14 protein-coding genes are annotated in these 23,164 nt (G+C 71.8%); 11 read left to right on the forward strand and 3 right to left on the reverse strand.

Features of this window, described 5'->3' with window-relative positions; translation table 11 throughout:
* Positions 1–18 precede the first annotated feature (18 nt).
* Entirely contained in the window at positions 19–4,722 is a 4,704-nt protein-coding gene (locus AB0877_RS10780; protein WP_366608351.1) for a DEAD/DEAH box helicase, read from the reverse strand.
* A gap of 178 nt (positions 4,723–4,900) precedes the next feature.
* On the opposite strand from AB0877_RS10780, the gene AB0877_RS10785 reads away from it, so the two are divergent.
* From AB0877_RS10785 to AB0877_RS10835, 11 genes are all read left to right on the forward strand, one after another.
* Positions 4,901–5,287 (forward strand): hypothetical protein, encoded by a 387-nt coding sequence (locus AB0877_RS10785; RefSeq protein WP_366608352.1) that lies wholly within the window; start codon positions 4,901–4,903, stop codon positions 5,285–5,287.
* 543 nt (positions 5,288–5,830) lie between these two features.
* Positions 5,831–8,665, forward strand: a complete 2,835-nt coding sequence (locus AB0877_RS10790) for a Na+/H+ antiporter subunit A (protein ID WP_366608353.1) — start codon at positions 5,831–5,833, stop codon at positions 8,663–8,665.
* Between the two features lie 114 nt (positions 8,666–8,779).
* A complete protein-coding gene (locus tag AB0877_RS10795; RefSeq protein ID WP_366608354.1) occupies positions 8,780–9,259 on the forward strand; it encodes a Na(+)/H(+) antiporter subunit C in 480 nt (159 codons plus the stop codon).
* Positions 9,259–10,764, forward strand: coding sequence for a Na+/H+ antiporter subunit D (locus AB0877_RS10800; RefSeq protein WP_366608355.1), 1,506 nt, complete (start codon positions 9,259–9,261; stop codon positions 10,762–10,764). Before AB0877_RS10795 ends, AB0877_RS10800 begins: the two co-directional genes overlap by 1 nt.
* Entirely contained in the window at positions 10,761–11,372 is a 612-nt protein-coding gene (locus AB0877_RS10805) for a Na+/H+ antiporter subunit E (RefSeq protein WP_366608356.1), read from the forward strand. The genes AB0877_RS10800 and AB0877_RS10805 overlap by 4 nt, the downstream gene beginning before the upstream one ends.
* Positions 11,369–11,632, forward strand: coding sequence for a monovalent cation/H+ antiporter complex subunit F (locus AB0877_RS10810; protein WP_366608357.1), 264 nt, complete (start codon positions 11,369–11,371; stop codon positions 11,630–11,632). Before AB0877_RS10805 ends, AB0877_RS10810 begins: the two co-directional genes overlap by 4 nt.
* Positions 11,632–11,961 (forward strand): monovalent cation/H(+) antiporter subunit G, encoded by a 330-nt coding sequence (mnhG, locus tag AB0877_RS10815; RefSeq protein ID WP_366608431.1) that lies wholly within the window; start codon positions 11,632–11,634, stop codon positions 11,959–11,961. Before AB0877_RS10810 ends, mnhG begins: the two co-directional genes overlap by 1 nt.
* Positions 11,962–12,140: 179 nt before the next feature.
* A complete protein-coding gene (locus AB0877_RS10820; protein WP_366608358.1) occupies positions 12,141–17,156 on the forward strand; it encodes a fibronectin type III domain-containing protein in 5,016 nt (1,671 codons plus the stop codon).
* Between the two features lie 200 nt (positions 17,157–17,356).
* Positions 17,357–18,712, forward strand: coding sequence for a hemolysin family protein (locus AB0877_RS10825; protein ID WP_366608359.1), 1,356 nt, complete (start codon positions 17,357–17,359; stop codon positions 18,710–18,712).
* Positions 18,709–19,773: a hemolysin family protein gene (locus AB0877_RS10830; RefSeq protein WP_366608360.1), complete on the forward strand. Its 1,065-nt coding sequence runs from the start codon at positions 18,709–18,711 to the stop codon at positions 19,771–19,773. Before AB0877_RS10825 ends, AB0877_RS10830 begins: the two co-directional genes overlap by 4 nt.
* A 121-nt stretch (positions 19,774–19,894) precedes the next feature.
* Entirely contained in the window at positions 19,895–20,827 is a 933-nt protein-coding gene (locus AB0877_RS10835) for a sporulation protein (protein ID WP_366608361.1), read from the forward strand.
* A 388-nt stretch (positions 20,828–21,215) separates the two neighbouring features.
* Here the strand turns inward: AB0877_RS10835 and leuE are convergent, their stop codons facing one another.
* Together leuE and AB0877_RS10845 are read right to left on the reverse strand one after the other, a co-directional pair.
* Positions 21,216–21,887: a leucine efflux protein LeuE gene (leuE, locus tag AB0877_RS10840; protein WP_366608362.1), complete on the reverse strand. Its 672-nt coding sequence runs from the start codon at positions 21,885–21,887 to the stop codon at positions 21,216–21,218.
* A complete protein-coding gene (locus tag AB0877_RS10845) occupies positions 21,887–23,131 on the reverse strand; it encodes a bifunctional pyridoxamine 5'-phosphate oxidase family protein/GNAT family N-acetyltransferase (RefSeq protein ID WP_366608363.1) in 1,245 nt (414 codons plus the stop codon). The genes leuE and AB0877_RS10845 overlap by 1 nt, the downstream gene beginning before the upstream one ends.
* Positions 23,132–23,164: the final 33 nt, after the last annotated feature.

Here is a 23,164-nt window from a genome sequence, read left to right on the forward strand (position 1 = left end):
GCGGACGGAAGTGGTGGGTCAGCCGCGCAGACGCAGGCCGCGGGGGGTGGCCCGGAAGCCGGCGGCGGTCAACGCGTCCCGCAGCGGCGACGAGTGCACCGCCTCGCCGTCGGCCCGCTCCACCGACATCGCACCCAACGCCCCCGAGTGCACGGCGTCGGCGAGCGCCTTACCGGCTGCGGCGAGCGCGTCGGTGTCGTCGGTGAAGGAGAGCAGCGTCCGGCCGCCGCGTTCGACGTAGAGGACGAGGTCACCGCCGACCTGCACCACCAGGGCGCCCGCCTTGCGCCCGGCCCGGTGCCCGGTCGCCGGGGTGGCGCCGTCGCCGGAGTCGATCACCCGCTCCGGCCAGGGCAGCGCCGCACCGTACGGATTGGCCGGGTCGGTAGCGGCGAGCACCGTCGCCACCGCGCCCCGACCCCGGGCGCCGTCGGTCGGCTCGGCCAGCGCGCGCAGCCGGTCCACAGCACCGGGTACGGCGAACTGCGCCGCCCCGAGCCCTTCGACGAAGTAACCCCGGCGTGCCGCACCGCGCTCCTCCAACGCCGACAGCACCGGGTAGACCGCCGAGAAGCCGCCGACCACCTGCTCTGCCATCACCGCGCCCCGGGTGACCACCCCGTGCCGCTCCAACAGCAGGTCGGCGAGCGCGGCGGCCCGCCGGGTCGGGTCGAGGTCCCGATCCGGAAGACGCGACCAGCGACCGGCGACCGTCGGCGGGCCACCCCGGGTCGGCAATGCCACCCGACCGGGCCGCCGGTAACGGGTGCGGGGCGCGGACGGCCGGGAGCGGTGCGCGCCGCCGGCGCCGAGCACCGCGCGCAGCGGGGCCAGGGTGTCGTTGCTGAGATGCCCCGCCCAGACCAGGTCCCAGATCACCGCGGTCAACGCGGCGTCATCGGTCGACCCGACCCGGTCGGCCAGCGGGCGGAAGAAGAGCGCCTGACCGTCGCCGAGCGCGTCGAGCACCGCGTCGTGCAGCGGAGTACGGGTCAACGCCTCGTCGGGCGGCGGGAGCAGCAGCGGTGCGGCGTCCGCGTACGCCAGGGTGACCCAGCCGTCGCCCCCGGAGATCGCGCCCGACCCCGCCCAGAGCACCTCCCCGCTGGCGCACAGCTCGTCCAACTGGGCGGGGGAGTAGTCAGCGACCCGGGCGGGCAGCACCAACCGCTCCAGAGCTGACGCCGGCACGGCGGTGCCCTGCAACTGCTCCACGGTGGCGGCGAGCGCCTCCACACCTCGAGCGGACGAGCCCACCTGCTGCCAGCGCGGCAGGAACGTGGCGAGGGCACGGGGCGGCACCGGCTCGATCTCCCGGCGCAGCGCCGCCAGCGACCGGCGACGCAGCATCCGCAGCACCTCGGCGTCGCACCACTGGGCGCCGGCCGAATCCGGGGTGAACTCCCCGGAGACCACCCGCCCGGTGGCTCCGAGCCGACGCAGCGCCTGCTCGACGACGAACACGCCGAGCCCGAACCGGGCCGCGCAGCTGGCCGCGGCGAACGGCCCGTGGGTGCGGGCGTAGCGGGCCACCAGGTCACCGAGCGGATCGGCCACCGGGGCGAGGTACGCCTCGGCCACCCCCATCGGCAGCGCCACACCGAGGGCGTCGCGCAGGCGGGCGGCGTCCTCGACACCCACCCAACGCTGCTCGCCCGCGATCCGGACCCGCAGCACCCGGCGGGTGGCCTCCAGCTCACTGAGCCACGTCTCCGGCACACCCCGCTCGGCCAACTCGGCGTCGCTCAGGTCACCGAGCACCCGCAGCAGCTCGACGACGTCCTCGGCGTCGCGGGGGCGGCGCTGCTCGGTCAGCCACCGCAGCTGCCGGTCGGTCTCGGCGAGCACCGCCGGGTCGAGCAACTCCCGCAGGTCGACGCGGCCGAGCAGCTCGCCGAGGAGCGTGGAGTCGAGGGCGAGGGCAGCGGCGCGGCGCTCGGCCAGCGGAGCGTCACCCTCGTAGAGGAACGCGCCGACGTAGCCGAAGAGCAGCGACCGCGCGAACGGCGACGGCACGCTGGTCTCCACCTCGACCAGCCGCACCTTGCGGGTGGCCAGGTCGCGCATCAACCCGGCCAGCGCCGGCTGGTCGAAGACGTCCTGGAGGCATTCCCGGGCAGCCTCCAGGGTGACCGGGAAGTCCGCGTACTCGCGGGCGACGTCGAGCAGTTGCGCGGCCCGCTGCCGTTGCTGCCAGAGCGGCTGGCGGCGCCGCGGGTCGCGGCGCGGCAGCAGCAGAGACCGGGCGGCGCACTCCCGGAAACGGGCGGCGAACAGGGCGGAGGTGCCGACCGACTCCTCCACGAGTTGGGCGATCTCGTCGGGCTCGAAGACCACCACGTCGGCACCGGGCGGCTCGTCGGCGGTGTCCGGAAGACGCACCACGATGCCGTCGTCGGAGGGCATCACCTGGGCGTCGACCCCGTACCGCTCGGCCAGCCGGCGGCCCACCGCGAGGGCCCAGGGTCCGTTGACCCGGGCGCCGAGCACGCTGTGCACCGCCAGCCGCCAGTCACCCAGCTCGTCGCGGAACCGCTCGACCACCACCGTGCGGTCGTCCGGCAGCGAGCGGGTGGCCTCCCGCTGCTCGCGCAGGTAGGCCATCAGGTTGGCGGCGGCCCAGTCGTCCAGCCCGCCGTCGCGCAGCGCGGCCACTGCCGCCTCGTCCGTCTGCCGCAGCAGGGTGCGCACCCGGGCGCCGATCGCCCGGCCCAGCTCCACCGGCCGGCCCAACTGGTCGCCTTTCCAGAACGGCATGCGGGCGGCCTGCCCCGGGGCGGGCGAGACCAGCACCCGGTCCGGGGTGATCTCCTCGATCCGCCAGGAGGACGAGCCGAGCAGGAAGACGTCGCCGACGCGGGACTCGTAGACCATCTCCTCGTCCAGCTCGCCGACCCGGGCGGCCCGCTCGGCGCCGGCCAGGAAGACCCCGAACAGACCTCGGTCGGGAATGGTCCCGCCGCTGGTCACCGCGAGGCGTTGCGCGCCCTGACGGCCGGTGAGCAGGTCGGTGGCCCGGTCCCAGACGAGCCGGGGGCGCAGCTCGGCGAACGCCGTGGACGGGTAGCGGCCGGAGAGCATGTCGAGCACGGCGTGCAGCGCCGAGTCGGGCAGCTCGGCGAAGGGCGCGGCCCGCCGCACCAGCACGGCCAGGTCGCCCAGCGCCCACGGCTCCAGCGCCACCATCGCCACGATCTGCTGGGCCAGCACGTCCAACGGGTTGCGCGGGTAATGCAGCTCCTCGATCGCGCCGACGGTCATCCGCTCGGCGACCACCGCGCAGGAGAGCAGGTCGCCGCGGTGCTTGGGGAAGACCACCCCCCGCGAGACCGCGCCCACCTGGTGCCCGGCCCGGCCGACCCGTTGCAGCCCGGCGGCCACGCTCGGCGGCGCCTCGATCTGCACCACCAGGTCGACAGCGCCCATGTCGATGCCGAGCTCCAGGCTGGAGGTGGCCACCACCGCCGGAAGCTGGCCGGACTTGAGCGCTTCCTCGATGTGTTTGCGCTCCTCCCGGGAGACGCTGCCGTGGTGGGCACGAGCGATCACGGGCGCCGCGCCGGTCGCCGCGCCGGACTGGGCCATCACCTCGGCCGGCGGCCGGTTCGGCGACGACCTGGGTGACTGGCTACTGGCCGTTCGCACCGGACCGGCGGGGCCACCCCAGCGCTGAGCGCCGGATGCCGGGTCACCGTCGCCCGCCGGGTCGTCGCCGGCCGGCAACCCCTCCGGTACGCCGATCGCGCCCTCGCCCGACGCGGATGCGGCCACCGCCTCGGCGGCCAGCTCGTTGAGCCGGGCGCAGAGGCGCTCGGCACTGCGCCGGGAGTTGGTGAAGACGATGGTCGAGCGGTGCTGCCCGATGAGGGTGAAGACCCGTTCCTCCACGGCCGGCCAGATCGACGCCCGACGTGGCCCGGGGCCGCCGAGGTCGTCCTCCGGTGGCTGCTCCTGCTCGTCCAGGCGGGTCATGTCCTCCACCGGGACCTCGACGCTGACCTCGATGGTCTTCGGGGTGGCCGGCTGCACCACGTCGACCGGGCGGGCACCGCCGAGGAACTGCGCACAGGCGTCGATCGGTCGGACGGTGGCCGAGAGGCCGATGCGCTGTGCCGGGGCGGGCAGCAGCTCGTCGAGGCGTTCGAGGGAGAGGGCGAGGTGGGCGCCGCGTTTGCTGCCGGCCACCGCGTGCACCTCGTCGACGATCACCGTCTGGACGCCGCGCAGCGAGTCGCGAGCCGCGGAGGTGAGCAGCAGGAACAGCGACTCGGGCGTGGTGATGAGGATGTCCGGCGGGGTGCGGGCGAAGGCGCGTCGCTCGTCGGCGGGCGTGTCGCCGGTGCGCATGCCGACGGTGATGTCGGGCGGTGCGACGCCCAACCGGGTGGCCGCCTGCCGGATGCCGGCCAGCGGGGCGCGCAGGTTGCGCTCCACGTCGACGGCGAGAGCCTTGAGTGGGCTGACGTAGAGCACGCGGCACCGCTGGCGGGCCTCGGCCGGCGCCGGTTCGCTGGCGAGTCGGTCCAGTGACCAGAGGAAGGCCGCGAGCGTCTTGCCCGAGCCGGTGGGCGCCACGACGAGCGCGTTGCGGCCGGCGGCGACCGACCGCCAGGCGCCGGTCTGCGCGGCGGTCGGGGCGGCGAAGGCGTTGTCGAACCAGGCGCGGGTGGCCGGCCCGAACCCGGCCAGCACCGCGCCGGCGTCTGTGTCTGCCCCGGTCACCGGTCCATCGTGCCCCGCGGGTGCGACATCCACGAGCGACCTCACGACGGAATGAACCAGCAAAAGGCAAAAAGCGTGGAAGGTGCGCTTAATACGTTAAGTCTCACTTAACTGCTTGCTTCTAAGGAGCAACATAAAGTAACTTCACTCGCAACGCGAACCGGGGTGAGGGGATTTGATGGCCGGCGAGCAGCGCACCGTCGAACCGGGCACCGACGTGCTGATTCGCAAGGTCGACAGCCACCTCGCCGCGCTCCGTGCCGGCCTGCACGGCCCCGAGCTCGAGCTCGCCGAACGACTCGCCCACTGTCTACGCGAAATGGTTCTCTGCACCGCCCAGGCCAGCGCCGCCGACCGGGGTCAGGTCCGCGTGGCAGTGCACTACTTCGTGCTGCGCCGCGAGAGCCGTGGCCGCCTGCTGTCGGTGCGGTCGCTGACCGCCGCCGAGCGGGTGGTCGGCCGGGTCGCCCGCCAACTCGGCCGCCTCGACCTGCTGGCCGAGCTGCGCCGAGACCGTCCCGCACCCGACGACGCGCAGCCCCTCAACAACGCCCTCCTGACCTGACAACCCCGCCCGCGCCTTGCGCCCCGCCTGCGCCCGCCCGTTCACGGTCCTGCCCTGCGCCCGCTCCACCCTGTCGATCATGGAGTTGTGGCGGGTGACAAGTGCCCCGTGAAAGACGAAACCGGGCACCACAACTCCATGATCGACCGGGGTGCGCTGCTCGTTCCGCGCGATCTTGCACTTGCTGTCGCGGCATATGGGGCATTCGGTGCAACTCGACAGCCGAAACTGCAAGATCGGCGCGAGTAGGGGAGGTTGCCGGGCTGGGGCTGGGGCTGGGGCTGGGCTGGCCCGGGGCTGGGCTGGAGCTGGGCCTGACCCCGGCTGGGCTGGGGCTGGGGCTGGGCAGGGCTGGGAGTCGGGCTGGGCTGGGCTGGGAGTCGGGCTGGGCTGGGGGGTCGGGCTGGGCTGGGGGAGGGCGGGATGGGTGGGGTTGGGGGGCAAATTCTGGCAAAACGGCCCGGCGGGGGAGGAACTGGCGTCTGATCGCTGCTAAGGCGCCACCGCTGCCACGGGCGTCGGCCATGTCGATCAGGAGCGCAGGTGCTGGTACTGCTCATCCTCCATCTCGTGGCGGCCCTCGCCGCGCCCCTGCTCGTCCGCTGGTGGGGTCCGCGCGCGTGCTACCCGCTGGCGCTCGCGCCGGCCGCCGCGTTCTGCTGGGCGGTGGCTCGCAGCCCGGCCGTCGCCGACGGCGGGGCGGTGGTCGAGACGTATCCGTGGATCCGGCAGTTGGGCCTCGACATCGCGTTCCGGCTCACCACGCTGTCCTGGCTGATGGCGCTGCTGATCGGCGGCGTCGGCGCGCTGGTGCTGGTCTACAGCGCCCGGTATTTCGGTGCCGGCTCCACCGGGTTGGCGCGGTTCGCGGCGGTCCTGGTCGCCTTCGCGGGCGCGATGCTCGTGCTGGTCTTCGCGGACGACCTGCTGCTGCTCTACGTCGGCTGGGAGTTGACCACGATCTTCTCGTACCTGCTGATCGGGCACAGCACCGAACGGCGGTCCAGCCGTTGGGCGGCCGCGCAGGCGTTGACAGTCACCACGCTGGGCGGCCTCGCCATGCTGGTCGGCTTCATCATGCTGGGCGAACACGCCGGCACCTACCGCTGGTCGGAGATCAGCGAGCAGCCTCTGCCCGGCGGCGGGTACCTGGTGGGCGCCGTGCTGCTGATCCTGGCCGGCGCGCTGTCCAAGTCGGCGGTGCTGCCGTTCAGCTCGTGGCTGCCGGTCGCGATGGCGGCACCCACGCCGGTCAGCGCCTATCTGCACGCCGCCGCCATGGTCAAGGCCGGTGTCTATCTTGTCGGGTTGCTCGCGCCGGTGCTCGCCACGGTCGGTCCGTGGCGGCCGGTGGTTCAGGTCGCCGGCGTGGCGACCATGCTGCTCGGCGGGTGGGCCGCGCTGCGTCAGACCGACCTCAAGCTGCTGCTGGCGTACGGGACGGTCAGCCAACTCGGCCTGCTGGTGGCGGTCACCGGCTCGGGCACCCCCGACGCCGCGCTGGCCGGCACCGCGATGCTGCTGGCGCATGCCCTGTTCAAGGCGGCGCTGTTCCTGGTCGTCGGCATCATCGACCACGGTGCCGGCACCCGTGACCTGCGCGAGCTGTCCGGGGTGCGGCACTGGTCCCGGCCGCTGTTCGTGGTCGCCGTGCTGGCCGGGGCGTCGATGGCCGGGGTGCCGCCGCTGGTCGGCTTCGTGGCCAAGGAGGCGGTGTTCGCGGCGTTCACCGACCAACCGGCGCTCCTCACCGGCCTGGTCGCCGGGACGGTGCTCACCGTCGCGTACAGCGCCCGTTTTCTCTGGGGCGCGTTCGCTGACCGGCCCGGCGTGGACCCGGTCCCGCCGGGGCCGATCGCCGCGTCGCTGCTGGTACCGCCCGCGGTGCTCGCCGGTGTCGGTCTGCTCGCCGGTCCGGCCGCGAGCGTGTTGGAAGACCTGCTGCGCCCGTACGCCGATCTGCTCGGCAAGGTCGACGCGCACCTGGCGCTCTGGGCCGGACCGACCCCGGCGCTCGGCCTGTCCGTGCTGGCGCTCGTCGGTGGCGGTCTGCTCTTCGCCGTGCGCGGGCCGCTAGCCCCGGTGCTGGCGCGGCTCCGGTCGCCGGTGGGGGGCAACCAGGGGTACGAGTGGGTGGTCGGCCGGTTCGACCGGCTGGCCATCGAGGTCACCAGCGCGACGCAACGGGGGTCGCTGCCGCAGTATCTGGGCATCATCCTGGTGACACTGGTGCTGGTGCCGGGTGCGGCGATGCTGTCCGCCAGCCCGTGGCGGGCGCGGATTCCCCTCTGGGACAGCGCGCTGCAACCGGTGGTCGTCGTGGTGATCACGGTGGCGGCGGTGCTGGCGGTCGGTGCCCGTCGCCGGCTGACCGCGATGCTGCTGGTGGGCATGACCGGTTACGGCACGGCGATGCTGTTCGTTCTGCACGGAGCGCCCGACCTGGCACTCACCCAGTTTCTGGTGGAAACCGCGACGATCGCGGTTTTCGTGCTGGTGCTGCGTCGCCTGCCGGAGCGGTTCTCGGCCCGCCCGCTGCGCCGTACCCGTTGGGTCCGTCGGGTGATCGGGGTGGCGGCGGGGGTGGTGGCCGCCGCGTTGGCCCTCACCGCCGTCGGCGCCCGCCGGGCGCCGGACATCTCCGCCGCCTTTCCGGACCTGGCGGTGGTGCACGGGTACGGCCGCAACGTGGTCAACGTGACCCTTGTCGACATCCGGGCCTGGGACACGATGGGCGAGCTGGCGGTGCTGGTGGTGGCCGCGACCGGGGTGGCCAGCCTGATCTTCGAGCGCTCCCGCACCGGGCCGCGGCCGCGCCGGCCCGATGCCGAGCAGGGGGCGGGTGGACGCGGCCGGCCGGTCTGGCTGCGCGGTGGCCCCACCCTCTACGAGGAGCGTCGCTCGATCGTGTTGGAGGTGGTCATCCGGCTGATCTTCCACACCGTGGTGCTGTTCTCGCTGTTCCTGCTCTTCTCCGGGCACAACGCGCCGGGCGGCGGGTTCGCCGGCGGGCTGGTGGCGGGTCTCGCCCTGGTGGTGCGCTACCTGGCCGGCGGCCGGTACGAGCTGACCGAGGCGGCCCCGATCGGCGCCGGCGCGATTCTCGGCGCCGGGCTGGCTCTGGCGGTGGGCAGTGGGGTGGTGGCGCTGCTGGTCGGCGGGTCGGTGCTGGAGAGCGCGAAGGTCGACCGAACCCTGCCACTGATCGGTGATGCCCATCTGGTCACGTCGCTCTTCTTCGACATCGGCGTGTACCTGGTGGTGATCGGGTTGGTCCTGGACATCCTGCGCAGCCTCGGTGCCGAGGTGGACCGGCACATCGAGGCCACCGGAACGGCCGCCGGCGGGTTGACCGTCGACAAGGGGGACCGGGCATGAGCGCGAGGAGTGAGCCGGTCTTGCGAGCCCCGCAGTCGCGAACAGGGGTGGCACGGTGAGCGCGAGGAGTGAGCCGGGTTTGGGAGCCCCGCAGTCGCGAACAGGGGTGGCACGGTGACGGCGAGCGGCGCGGGGCCGACGTTGGTGCTGGTGCTGGCCGTCGCGGTGCTGGTCGGGTGCGGGGTGATCCTGCTGTTGGAGCGCAGCCTGACCCGGATCCTGCTCGGGGTGATCATGCTCGGCAACGGGGTGAACCTGTTGATCCTGTTGGGCGGGCGGTCGGGTGGGGCGCCGATTGTCGGCACCGGCCCGGTGCAGCGGATGAGCGACCCGCTGCCGCAGGCGATGGTGCTGACCTCCATCGTGATCACGTTCGGGTTCACCGCGTTCCTGCTGGCTGTGGCGTACCGCAGTTGGTATCTGTCCGGCGACGACGAGGTGCCCGACGACCTGGAGGACAGGCAGATCATCCGCCGCGCCGGGCGCAACGAGATGGGTGCGGTCGATCACGGTGGGGAGGGCCCGAACGGTGACCCGGAACAGGTCGATCCCGAGCCGGCCCGCCGACGGCTGCGACGCGGGGACGAGTCGTGATGCGCGCCCTGGTGCCGTTGCCGGTGGTGGTGCCGCTGCTCGGTGCGGCGCTGACCCTGCTGCTGGCCGGGAAGCCCCGGATTCAGCGCACCATCAGTGTGCTGTGCTTGGGCGGCACGCTCGCGGTGGCGGTGGTGCTGCTGGTGCAGGCGTACCGGCACGGGCCGGTGGTGGTGGCGGTCGGGGGGTGGCCGGCGCCGGTCGGCATCGTCCTGGTGGCCGATCAGCTGGCCGCGCTGATGGTGGTGGTCTCGTCGGCGGTGACGCTGTGCGTGTTGCTGTACTCGGTGGGCCAGGGCCGCAGCGAGACGAGCGAGAGCACCCCGGTGTCGATCTTCCACCCGACGTACCTGGTGCTCACGGCAGGTGTCACGAACGCGTTCCTGGCCGGTGACCTGTTCAACCTCTTCGTCGGGTTCGAGATCCTGCTGGCCGCCAGTTTCGTGCTGATCACCCTGGGGGGCACCGAGACCCGGATCCGGACCGGATCGACGTACGTGGTGGTCAGCATCCTCTCCTCGATGATCTTCCTGACGTCGGTGGGTCTGGTGTACGCGGCCACCGGCACGCTCAATCTCGCCCAGCTCGCCCAGCGTCTCGATGCCCTGCCCGGCGGTGTCCGACTGGCCCTGGAGCTGATGTTGCTACTGGCCTTCGCGATCAAGGCGGCCGTCTTCCCGCTGTCGGCCTGGCTGCCGGACAGCTACCCCACCGCGCCGGCTCCGGTCACGGCCGTCTTCGCGGGTCTGCTCACCAAGGTGGGCGTCTACGCGATCATCCGCACCGAGACGTTGCTGTTTCCGGGTGGGCGTGCCCACATCCTGCTCATGGTCGTGGCCGGGCTGACCATGGTGATCGGCATCCTCGGTGCGGTGGCCCAGTCCGACCTGAAGCGACTCTTCTCGTTCACCCTGGTCAGCCACATCGGTTACATGATCTTCGGGGTGGCGCTGAGCACCGTCGCCGGCCTCTCCGGCGCGATCTTCTACGTGGTGCACCACATCACCATCCAGACCACGCTGTTCCTCGTCGCCGGCCTGGTCGAGGAGCGTGCCGGCAGCACCGACCTGCGTCGTATCGGCGGGCTGGCCCGGGTGGCGCCGCTGCTGGGTGTGCTCTTCTTCATCCCGGCCATGAATCTCGCCGGAGTGCCACCGTTCTCCGGCTTCCTCGGCAAGCTCGGCCTGCTCCAGGCCGGGGTGGCCGCCGGCGGGCCACTGCCCGGGGTGCTGGTCGCGGCCGGCACGCTGACCAGCCTGCTCACCCTGTACGTGGCGTCCCGGGTGTGGAACATCGCCTTCTGGCGCGCGCCCCGGCTGGCCACCGGCGAGCCGGTGACCCAACTGCCGAGGCTGATGGTGGGCGCCACAGTGGCCCTGGTCGCCCTGGGGCTGGCGTTGACAGTGCTGGCCGGTCCGCTCTTCGACGTCACCACCGACGCGGCTTCGGACCTGCGGCTGCGTACCCCGTACGTCCGTGCGGTGCTGCCGGGCGGTGTGCCGTGACCGGCCCCCCGCAGCCGGCTCCCGACGCCCCCGGGCCCGCTCCGGTGGGGCGGGGCCGGCTCGGGCGCTGGCGGGACCAGGCGGTGGCGCTCGGGTGGCTGGTGCTGGTCTGGATCCTGCTCTGGGGTGACATCAACTGGGCCAACCTGGTCGGTGGCCTGTTGGTGGGCGCGGCCGTGCTGGTGTTCTATCCGCTGCCGGCGGTCAGCTTCGGTGGCCGGCTGCGACCGTGGGCGCTGCTGGTGTTCGCGGGCCGGTTCGCCGTCGAGTTGGTCAGCGCGAGCCTGCACATCGCCCGGATCGCCGTGCAGCCCGGCTACCGACCGCGCGGGGCGATCATCGCGGTCCGGTTGCGGGTGGCCACCGACCTGAACCTGGCGCTCACCGCGGAGGCGGTCTCGTTGGTGCCGGGCACGTTGATCCTCGAAGTGGACCGGGATGCCGGCACGCTCTACCTGCACGTCCTGGACACCCACCGGCCGGCCGACCTGGACGTGGCCCGGGAACGCACCCTCACCGTCGAACGACGGATCATCCGCGCGGTCGGCTCCACCAGCGAACTGCGCCGACTCGACGTCACCTCACCCGAGAAGGGAACCCGCCCGTGACCACCTTCCTGGCCGTCGTCCTCACCGCGCTGTTGTCGGTGACGGCGCTGCTCGCGCTGACCCGCCTCTACCGTGGCCCGTCGCTGGTCGACCGGGTGATCGCCGCGGACATGCTGCTGGCCACCATGGTCGCCGCGGTGGGCGCCGAGGCGGCGGTCAACCGGCACGCCACCACGCTGCCCGTGCTGGTGGTGCTCTCCCTGCTCGGCTTCGTGGGCTCGGTGTCGCTGGTCCGCTTCGCCGTCCGGGAGCAGCAGTGATCGCGACGATCGCCGACTGGCTCGGCGCGTTCTGCCTGGTGGGCGGCGCGCTGCTCGCCCTGGCCGCCGCGATCGGCGTACTGCGGTTCCCGGACGCGCTGTCCCGGATGCACGCGGCCACCAAACCGCAGGTGCTCGGGGTGCTCCTGTTGCTGCTGGGCATCGCGTTGCGGCTGCGGTCCCCGGCAGACCTGGGCATGATCCTGCTGGTGGCGGTCTTCCAGCTGTCCACCGCGCCGGTCGCGGCGCAGATGATCGGGCGGGCCGCGTACCGGTCGGGGCGTCTTGACCGGAGCCTGCTCGACACCGATGAGCTGGCCGACCGGTGACCCGACCCGGCCGCCCCGACCCAGCCGCAGGTGTGGTCACCGGGCCGATCGTGCCCCGCGGTTAGCACACACTCCTGTTCGATCTCTAGATGTAGACGTATCTATGCATCGCCTGAACGTCTCTTGCTGCCGTGAATCGACCGTTGTGACGATGTGCGCCTCACAACGGGAGACACAAATTGAAGAGACATTCGCGGGCCCGGGCCCGTGTCGCTGGCGCACTCATCGGTGCGGTGACCCTCGGCCTGCTGGTCGGCGTGCCCCCCGGGCCAGCCGCCGCCGCCCTGCCCGAGGGCGGGATGACGGCCGCCGCACTCAACACCGAATTCAACTCGTACGGCGACACCGGCGGCAAGTGGACGAGTGGAGACAGCACCGTCTCGATCCCGCTGCCCGACGGCCGTAACGCCTGGCTGTTCTCGGACAGCCTGATCGGCACCGTCAACGCAGACCACACTCTGCCGAAGAACACCCCGATGGTGAACAACTCCATCGTGGTGCAGGACGGATCCGACCTGGTCCAGACACTGCACGGCGGCTCGGCCGCCGCACCCGCCTCGCTCGTCCGTCCGACCGACGGCAGCGCCGACAAGTACTGGGTCGGCGACGGCACCGTCGAGAGTGGCGTGCTACGGGTGGTCTACCAGCGGATGAAGACGACGGGCACCGGGCCGCTGGACTTCGCCCAACTGGACAGCGCCGTGGTCACCTTCGACCTGCCGGCGCTCACCGTGCGAAGCATCGTGGACCGGGGGTACGGCAACAGGGTCGCCTGGGGTTCAGCGGTGCTCGAGGACGGCGCGTTCACCTACATCTACGGAGCCGAAACCGTCGGCCAGATGCGCTTCGCCCACGTCGCCCGGGTACCGGCCGGCGGACTCTCCGGTGCCTGGCAGTTCTGGACCGGCAGCGGCTGGTCCACCGCCCAGGGCGATTCCGCTCGGGTGCTCTCCGGCGTTGGCGCCGGCTTCGGCATCCAGAAGGTGGGCGGCACCTACGTTCTGGTCACCCAGGAGAACAACCTGATCTTCTCGGCCGACTTCGTGGCCTACACCGCCAGCTCGCCCACCGGGCCCTTCGCCGGCCCGTTGCCGTTGTTCACCGCCCCGGAACCGGCCACCATCCCGGGCAGCATGGTGTACGACTCCCGTGTGCACCCGGAGTTGGCGCGCGCCGGGAAGCTGTTGGTGTCGTACAACGTCAACAGTCTCGTCGCGGACGCCGTCTACGGCGACGTGAGCACCTACCGGCCCCGGTTCGTCGAGGTCGACTGGCCCCGGCCCACTCCCGATCCGACCGCGGTGCCCGCCGCGCCCACCGCCCTGACGGCGCAGGCCGACAGTAGCGGCGCCGTCAGCCTGCGCTGGCAGGCGCCCGCCGGCACCGCCTTGACGTACGAGGTCCACCAGCGGGACGTGACGGCGGGGCAGACCCACTTCGCGCGGGTCTCCACCGGGATCACCGGGACCTCCACCGCGCTGAGTGTGTTCTACGAGACCGGCCACGCCTACGAGTTCAGGGTCGCGGCCCGCAACACCGCCGGGGCCGGACCGCTCTCCGCCCCCGCCACGGTGACCGTCACCATCGGAGTGCCCACGACGCCGACCGGTGTGGTGGCGGCCGCCGCCGACGGCGGTGCCATCACGCTCAACTGGAACACCATTGCGAACGTCTGGCGCTACGAGGTCTACCGGCGCGACATCACCGCCGGCGAGACCGAGGCCAGCCGGCAGTGGGACTCCTCCCCGCAGGACACCACTCTCACGATGAACGGCCTGGAGAACGGCCATCAGTACGCGTTCCAGGTGGTGGCCGTGCACGGCGGCGGCGAGTCGCCACGGTCGGTCGAGGTGACCGCGACAGCGTTCTACAGCAGACCGTCGACGCCCACCGGGCTGACCGCCACCACCCAGACCACCGGCGACATCAAACTCCAGTGGACGCACACCAACAGCACCGACTGGTTCTACGTCTACCAACGCGACGTGACCGCCGGCGAGACGGACTTCACCAGGCTGGAGTGGCCGGTCGACACCTGCTGCACGATGACCGCGGGCGGCCTGGCCAACGGGCACACCTACGAATACAAGGTCACCGCCCTCGGCAAGGGCGGTGAGTCGGCGCAGTCCGGCGTGGCCACGGCGACCGCGCAGCGCCCCCTTCCGGCCACCCCCACCGCCCTGGCCGCGGCCGCGCAGCCGGACGGCAGCATCAAGCTCACCTGGCAGCAGTCGCAGCCCGACGTCTGGTTCCAGGTGTACCAGCGCGACGTCACGGCCGGCGAGGCGGACTTCACCAGACTGGAGTGGCCGGTCGACACCTGCTGCACGATGACCGCCGGCGGTCTGGTCGACGGGCACACCTACGAGTACAAGGTCAGCGCGCTCGGCGCCGCCGGTGAGTCACCGACGTCCGCCGTCGCCTCCGCGCCCGCGGACGTCGCGGCGCCCGCCGCCCCGACCAACCTGCGGGCCACGGCCGGCAACGGCCAGGCGGTGTTGACCTGGGACGGTCTCGCCGACAACTGGCACCTGGTGTACGTGCGGGACGTGACCGCCGGCGAGACGGTGTTCAACCAGCTGGAGTTTCCGGTCACCACCTGCTGCACGATGACGGCCGGTTATCTCACCAACGGCCATCGCTACGAGTTCAAGGTGACCGCCAGCGGGTCGGGCGGGGAGAGCACGGCGAGCAACGTCGTCGCGGTGACGCCGACGGCCCCGCTGCCCGCGGCCCCCAGCGCACTGACCGCGACGGCCCAGGCCGACGGCACCATCAAGCTGGCCTGGACGGCTCCCGGCCCGGATCTCTGGTACCAGGTCTACCAGCGGGACGTCACCGCCGGGGACGCCGCTTTCACCAAGCTCGCCACCCCGGTCACCAGCTGCTGCACGATGACCGCTGGCTACCTCACCAACGGCCACTCGTACGAGTTCAAGATCGCCGCGATCAACTCCGGTGGTGAGGGCCCCACCGGAAACGTGGTGTCCGCGACGAGTAGCCAGCCCCGTCCGGCCGCACCGACCAACCTGCGCGGTCAACCGGCCGGGTCCGGCACCATCGAACTGAACTGGGACGCGCCGGCGTCCGGCCTCTTCTACTGGGTCTACCAGCGCGACGTCACCGCGGGGCAGACGACGTTCACCAAGTCCACGCTGCCCAGCAGCACGACCTCGGCGACCCGGGGCTATCTGGCCGACGGCCATGTCTACGAGTTCAAGGTGACCGGTGAGAGTCAGGGCGGGGAGGGTGTCGCCTCGTCGACCGTCCGGGTCACCGCCGTGGGCGGGGTGCCTCAGGCACCGGGTGGGCTGACGGCCACCGCCGGCGACGGCAAGGTGATCCTCAACTGGACGGCCAGCCCGACCGGCGGTTCCTGGTACCAGGTCTATCTGCGCAACGCGAGCGCCGGCCAGTCGTGGCAGAAGGTCAGCACTCCGGTCACCACCTGCTGCACCATGACCGCCGGTTACCTCACCAACGGCGATGTCTACGAGTTCAAGGTCACCACCATCAACGGTGCCGGGGAGTCCACGCCGACGTCGGTGGCCAGCGCCAAGCCCCTGCCACCGGTACCGGCCGCGCCGTCCGGTCTGACCGCCACCTCGGGAGATGGGAAGGTCGTCCTGAACTGGACGGCGAGCTCGACCGGCGGCGTCTACTACGACGTCTACCTCCGCGACGCGACCGCGGGACAGTCCTGGCAGAAGGTCGCACTGCCGGCGACCTGCTGCACGATGACCGCGGGGTACCTCACCAACGGTCACCGCTACGAGTTCCGGGTGGCGGCCAGCAACATGGCCGGTCAGTCGGCGACCAGCAACGTCGCGGCGGCGACCCCGCTCCCGCCGTTTCCCCAGGCGCCGTCCGGCCTGACCGCCAGTGCCGGCGACGGCAAGGTGACGCTGCGATGGACGGCCAGCTCCACTGCGAAGGTGTACTACCTCGTGGAGTACCGGGCCTCCGGTGCGGCGAACTGGACCCGGCTCAAGTTGCCGGTCACCCAGTGCTGCACCTTCGTGGCCGGGTACCTCGGCAACGGCACGACCTACGACTTCCGGGTACGGGCCACCAACCAGGCGGGGGACAGTTCTCCGAGCAACACGGCGTCGGCCCGGCCCATGCCGCCGTTCCCGCAGGCGCCGTCCGGGCTCAGTGCGGCGGCCGGGAACGGCAAGGTGACGTTGACGTGGACCAGGAGTTCGACGCCGAACGTCTACTACCTGGTCGAATACAAGACGAGCACCTCGTCGACCTGGACCAGGGTCAAGGTGCCGATCACGTCGTGCTGCACCTTCGTGGCCGGCTACCTGGGCAACGGCACCACGTACAACTTCCGGGTGCGGGCGACGAACATGTCCGGTGACAGCACGCCGAGCAACGTCGCCTCGGCCAAACCCATGCCGCCCGTGCCCACGCGCGTGTCGTCGCTCTCCGCCAGCTCCAACGGGGTCAGCCAGGTGAACCTGAGCTGGACCAGGAGCAGCACCGCCGGGGTGTACTACTGGATGGAGTACCGGACTGCCGGGGATTGGCACTGGATCCGTCTGCCGCTGCCTGCCACGGGCACCTCCGCCGCCCTGAAGTACGGATTCTCGGACGGCGAGTTGCATGAGTTCCGGGTGGTCGCCTTCAACATGTCCGGGGAGAGCGCCGACTCCCCGATCGCCGAGGCGGTCGTCCAACGGTCCGAGTACGCGAGGACCCGCGGTGGAAACGACATCAACGGCAGCAACCTCGTCGCCACCCGGGTGTTGGGGGGCGGGAGTTGGTGTGACCCGGGCTTCGGCTCGCGGGTGTGCTACGGCACCTCCCCGGCAGGAGATCAACCGGCAACCGTCGGAGACTACTTCTTCTACGGTGGGAGCGAGAGTTCGTACCGGTCCCGTCTGCGGTGTGAGGCGTACAAGCGGGCGAACATCCGCTTTGGCTATGGCCGCGTCTCTGCCGACATCAGGGGCCCGGATCTCCCACGGCACGAGGTGATCCACTCCGACGCATACTCGCGATACCTGTCCGCGGCAAACTTCCTGGCGGACTACGGAGTCCAGTCGGCCTACTCGAGACTGACGACGGGGAACGCCTACGAGGGGAACAGGTTCGAGAAAGAGGCCAATCTCTACTGGGGCGGATACTTCGTCTTCGATACGGCGCGTCGCTACGGCGGTACCTCCGAGTGCAACTGGTTGTACTGACCCTGAACCGACCAGACGGCCGGCCCCGGACGCAGTCCGGGGCCGGCCGCCGGCATCGCGACCATCTCTCAGCGGCCCTTCAGCCGGGATGGATAAAATGGCGGCATGATCGACTCTTCTGCCCAGGAGGGCAGCAGTAGCCAGCCGGGTCGTGCCCGGCATATTCCCGTACCGACGACCCCGGGAGCCCTGAGCGACCCGTGTTGATCGTCGTTGGTCTCCTCTTGATCGTTGTTCTCACTGCCGCCACGGGTTACTTCGTGGCTCAGGAGTTCGGCTACGTCGCCGTGGACCGGGGCAAGTTGCGTCAGCTCGCCGATGACGGCGATCCAGCCGCCGCCCGGGCCCTGACCGTCACCAGCCGGCTCTCCTTCATGCTCTCCGGAGCCCAACTCGGCATCACCGTCACCGCCCTGCTGGTCGGTTACGTCGCCGAGCCGTACCTGGGTGGTGGCCTCGCCGACCTGCTCGGTGTGGCCGGCGTCAGCGAGGCGGTCACTCTGCCGCTCTCGGTCGCGTTGGCCCTGGTCATCGCCACCATCGTGCAGATGGTCCTCGGTGAGCTGGCCCCGAAGAACCTGGCCATCGCGCGGGCCGAGCAACTGGCCCGCGCGCTGAGCCGGTCCACCCTCATCTACCTGGCCATCGCCGGACCGCTGATCCGGCTCTTCGACCGGGCGTCGATCCGGCTGCTCCGCCGGGTCGGCATCGAACCCATCGAGGAACTGCCCAGCGGCGCCACCCCGGCGGACCTGGAGCAGATCATCGCCGAGTCCCGCGAGGAGGGCAGCCTCGACGCCGAGATGTCCACGCTGCTCGACCGAGGTCTGGACTTCCGTGAGCTGACCGCCGGCGAGGCCATGGTGCCCCGCGTCGACGTGCACACCCTCCGGGCGCACGAGCCGGTGAGCCGGGTGGTCGAGCTGCTCGACACCGGCCACTCCCGCTTCCCGGTACGCGGTGCGGAGGGCGTCGACGACCTGCTCGGCATCGTCGGCATCGCCGACGTGCTCGGCGTACCCCCGGGGGAGCGGGCCACCACCCCGGTGAGCGCGGTGGCCGGGCCGCCGCTGCTCGTACCGGAGACGTTGCCCCTGCCGACCGTGCTCGACCGCCTGCGGTCCGGGCACCGGCAGATGGCGTGCGTGGTCGACGAGTACGGCGGCTTCGCCGGCGTCATCACGCTCGAGGACATCGCCGAGGAGCTGGTCGGCCCGATCCGCGACGAGGACGACCCACCGGAGCGGGCACCGGCCCGACAGGACGACGGGTCCTGGGTGGTGCCGGCCCGCTGGCGGATCGACGAGGTCGCCGACAGCACCGGAATCGCCCTGCCCGAGGCCCCCGAGTACGACACCCTGTCCGGGTTGGTGATGCGGGAGTTGGGCCGGGTGCCCGAGGTCGGCGACCGCTTGGAGATCAGCCTGCAACCCGAGGGCGCGGACGGCGAGGTCAACGAGGCGGAGCCCCGGGCGCTGGTCGAGGTGCTGGCCGTGGACCGGCACGTGGCCGACTCGGTGCGGTTGCAGCTGACCAAGCCCGAGGTGACCGCATGAGCCCCGGGATCGCACTGTTCAGTTCGGTCATCCTGCTGGCGCTGAACGGGTTCTTCGTGGCCGCCGAGTTCGCCCTGGTGGCCAGCAAGCGCTACCGCCTGGAGCAGGCGGCGGCGAACGGTGGCCGGGCGGCACGGGCCGCCTTGGACGGCGTCCGTGAGCTGTCGCTGATGCTGGCCGGCGCGCAGCTCGGCATCACGCTCTGCACCCTCGGTCTCGGCGCGCTGGCCGAGCCGGCGATCGAGCACCTCCTCAGCCCTCTGCTGCACGGGGTGGGCCTACCGGACGCTGCCAGTCACCTGATCGCCCTGATCTTCGCCCTCGGGGTGGTGACCTTCCTGCACCTGGTGGTGGGGGAGATGGCACCGAAGTCGTGGGCGATCACCGACGCGGAGCGCTCGGCGACGCTGCTCGCGTTGCCGTTCCGCGCCTTCGCCCGGGTTTCCCGACCGGTGCTCTCCGCGCTCAACGCCCTGGCCAACGCGATCCTGCGGCTGTTCGGCGTCAATCAGCAGGACCAGCTCGCCCAGGTGCACGGCCCGGACGAGCTGCGGATCCTGCTGGAGCAGTCCCGAGAGCACGGGCTGCTCGGCGCCGAGCAGCACCAACTGCTGACCAGCATGCTGGAGTTGCAGGGCACGTCGGTGGCGCAGGTGATGGAACCGTTCTCGACCATGGTCACCGTCCGCCGCGACGACCCGGCCGAGCGGATCGAGGAGGTCAGTCGGGACAGCGGCCGATCCCGGCTCGCGGTGCTCGACGAGGCGGGCGACGTGTGCGGGCTCGTGCACGTCCGGGAGGCGGTACGGGTGGTCACCACCGGCCGGGCTGCGACCGCCGGGGAGCTGATGACCCCCGCGTTCACCCTGCCCGCGACGTCCTCGGTCACCGAGGCGGTGGCGGCGATGCGGGCCCGGCAGTCACAGCTCGCGCTGGTCCGCAACGGCGGCGGCCCGGCCCGGCCGATCGGTTTCGTGGCCCTGGAGGACCTCCTGGAGGAGGTCATCGGGGAGTTCGACGACGAGACCGACACGGTGCCGCGCGGACGTCGACTGCGGTGACCCCTACGACCCGGCCGCGCCGAGGAGGCGCGGCCGGGTCGGCGCGGCACGCGTGAGGTCACGCCGACCGGGTAGGCGCGCCGGGGGGCCTACACGGCCCCGTCCCGGGAGGGGGCGTGCGGTGCGGCTGACGGGAGTGTCCCCGGAGTCCGGTGGGACCGGGCTCTCCGTGCAGACCACGCTGCCCAACCCGAGTACCCGACCGGGCCTGCGCCTGCCCGGTCGGGTGACCCTCGCGGCCGGCCCGGAGAACGTGCTGGTGCGGCACATCCGGCTCGGCCTGGTCACCACCGTCGAGCCGGACGACCCCGCCGGGGCGCGCCGTCTCATGCAGTTCCATCAGGTGCCGATCGCCGGCCGGTTCGTCGTACCGGCCGGTCGGCGGCGGGCTGTCGATTTCGCGTTCCCGCTGCCGTGGGAGACCCCGCTGACCACCTTCGGCGGGGTGCCGCTGTTGAGCCTGCGGATGGGTCTGCGGACCGAGGTGTCCCTCGACCCCGACCTCGACCAGGGGGCCATGGTGCCGGTCTTCGTGCACCCGATCCCGACCCAGCAGCACGTGTTGGCGGCGCTGGACACACTGGGTTTCATGATCCGTCAAGCCGGCCTGGTCGAGGGCGGGCTGCCGGGGGTGGAGCACACCCTGCCATTGCACCAGCGGTGGGGCTTCTGGGTGGGTCCCCTCTACGCCGGCCCGATCACCGAGATGGAGGTGATCTTCGTGACCAACTCGGCGGGCCTGGAGGCGATCCTCTGGATGGATCGCAAGCTGGCCCTGGCCGGTATAACCCACCAGAGCATCAGCCGGTTCCGGATCTGGCACGAGGACGCCGACCGGCGGGACTGGGTCGCCACCGTGGACGGCTGGATCCGCCAGGCCATCAACCGGCACGCCGAAGCCGCCGCACACGCCGACTGGTCCGCGCAGATCACGCATTCGGCCCACGTCAGTCGCCACCCCGACGAGCCGATCCGCCCCGGTTACGGCCTGGGCGGCACCGCCGGCGGCGCCGGCGTAGGAGGCGGCGGCTCCGGCGGCGGCGACGGCACCTGACCCCCCGCGCCCCCGCCCCGCCCCGCGCCGCCTCGCGCCCGCCCCGCCTCGTGCCCTCCGCCCCGCCCCGGGCCGCCCTCGCGCCTGCGCCGCCCTCCCGCCCGTCGATCATGGAGTCGTGGTGGGATGAACATCCCGTTTCGCGCCTTTGATGAGGCGCCACAACTCCATGATCGACGGCTTTCGGAGGGCGCGACGTCGCTGACCTCCGCGATCTTGCACTTTCTGTGCCGACAAATCGGTTCAGAGCGCGCAATTCGACAACCGAAAGTGCAAGATCGCGGGCGGGAGCGGGCGAGCGGGCGAGCGGGCGAGCGGGCGGGCGGGCGGGCGAGCGGGCGAGGTGCGCGGGCGGGAGCGGGCGAGGTGCGCGGGCGGGGCGCGGGGGTTAGCCGGCGGTGGCGGTGGCCAGCTTGAGGCTGAAGGCCAGGAACAGGGCTGCCACGGCGGTGGTGCCACCGGCCGCCAGGCGGCGTCGTTGGCGGAACTGGGCGGCCAGGAAGGTGCCCGCGAAGATCAACGCGGTCAGGTAGAGCGCGCTGGTCACCTGCGCGATCAGCCCGAGCAGCAGGAACGACAGCGCCGGCCACGCGTAACCGGGGTCGACGAACTGGATGAAGAACGAGATGAAGAACAGGATCGCCTTCGGGTTCAGCAGGCTGATCACCAGCGCCTTGCGGAACGGGCTACGCATCGCCGCCGGCTCCGCGGCGTCGATGAGCCGCGGCGTACTCGGGTCGTTGCGGTCGCGCCAGCGCCGTACCGCGCCGAGCAACATGGTCACCCCGACATAACCGAGGTACGCGGCGCCGGCGTACTTGATCACCAAGAACAGCGGCGGGTACGCCTTGAGCAGCGACGCCACCCCGGCGGCGGAGAGGAACATCAGCACCCCGTCGCCGACGAACACTCCGGCGGCGGCCCGGTAGCCGACCGCGACGCCCCGTTTGGCCGCGGTGGAAAGCACGAAGAGTGAGTTCGGCCCGGGCAGCAGGATGATGGCCACGGTGCCCAGCACGTACGTCCAGATGTCGGTGATCCCCAGCACGCCCGCCATCATCACGCCACCGGTGCCGTTCGCAGAAGTCTTTCTCGCAGCCTGGCTTGTGCCTTCGGCCACTCGTCGACGGTCATCGCGTACTGCACGGTGTCGCGCCAGGAGCCGTCCGGGCGTTGCCGGTGCATCCGCAGCACTCCCTCGCGGGTCGCGCCGAGCCGTTCGATGGCCGTCTGCGAGCGAACGTTGCGGATGTCGGTGTGCCAGGTGACCCGTACCGCGCCCAGGTCGTCGAAGGCCCGGCGCAGCAGCAGCAGCTTCGCCTCGGTGTTGATTCCGGTACGCCACCAGGGCCGGCCGAGGAAGGTGTGCCCGATCGCCACCGCCCGCCGCTGCGGGTCGATCTCGTAGTACGAGGTGCTGCCCACCACCGCGCCGGTTGCCGCGCACCGTTGCACCCAGGCCACCCGCTCGCCCCGGTGCTGAGCGGCCAGGGCGGTGCCGATCACCTCGGCGGTTTCGGCGGGGGTGGTGGGCGGCGGGACGCTGAGGTGCCGCCAGACGTCGGCGTCGGTGGTGGCGGCGTGCAGCTCGTCGGCCTGCGCCAGCTCCAGCGGCTCCAGCCGAACGTGTTCGCCGTGCAGCGGCACCGGGTCGTGCCAGGGCGTGCGGGGCGTGCGCAGGTACGCCGGCAGCGGCGTGGTGACGCCGGCGTCCGGCTCGGGCGCCCCGGCGGTCAGTCGCAGCGGCAGTACGCCGGCCCAGTGCGGCAGGTCCAGGTCGGCCTCGTCCTCGCGGACCCCGCCGGTGCGGGCCCGGACGGACACCTCGCGCAGCGGCAGCGCCAGTACGGCGGTCTCGGCCAACTCGCGGCGGCTGGGCGGACGAGTGGCGGTGCTGCGTCCGGCGCCGACCTTCTCGACCAGCGCGGTGAGCATGGCCAGCTTCTCCCGCTCGTCGGTGACCAGTCGGGCCGTGCCGTGCGCGACGACCGAGCGGTAGTTGGCGCTGTGGTGGAACTGGGAGCGGGCGTAGATCAGCCCGTCGAGAATCGTCACCGCGACGCAGACCGGCAACCCGTCGTCGCCCCGGGCGGCGAGCAGCGGCCGACTGCCGGTGGAGCCGTGCAGGTAGAGCGTGTCGCCGATGCGGACGTGCAGGGTGGGCAGCACCCGTGGTTGGCCGTCGACGGTGAAGCTGAGCGCGCAGTCGTACGCCTCGTCGAGCACGGCGTGGGCAGCGGCTTGGTCGTAGCTCATCTTGTCGCGGGAGCGGTGAGGTGTGGTCCGGGCGGTGGGTGGATACATGCGCTCGCCCCTTTGTTCTAGTACAATCCCTTA

Source organism: Micromonospora sp. NPDC047644, assembly GCF_040704315.1.
Classification (GTDB): Bacteria; Actinomycetota; Actinomycetes; order Mycobacteriales; family Micromonosporaceae; genus Micromonospora.

Bases quoted from the DNA above. Each gene is read 5' to 3' on its own strand.
- AB0877_RS10785 (WP_366608352.1), top strand. From the start codon at position 4,901: ATGGCCGGCGAGCAGCGCACCGTCGAACCGGGCACCGACGTGCTGATT.
- AB0877_RS10800 (WP_366608355.1), top strand. From the start codon at position 9,259: ATGCGCGCCCTGGTGCCGTTGCCGGTGGTGGTGCCGCTGCTCGGTGCG.
- AB0877_RS10830 (WP_366608360.1), top strand. From the start codon at position 18,709: ATGAGCCCCGGGATCGCACTGTTCAGTTCGGTCATCCTGCTGGCGCTG.
- leuE (WP_366608362.1), bottom strand. From the start codon at position 21,887: ATGATGGCGGGCGTGCTGGGGATCACCGACATCTGGACGTACGTGCTG.
- AB0877_RS10845 (WP_366608363.1), bottom strand. From the start codon at position 23,131: ATGTATCCACCCACCGCCCGGACCACACCTCACCGCTCCCGCGACAAG.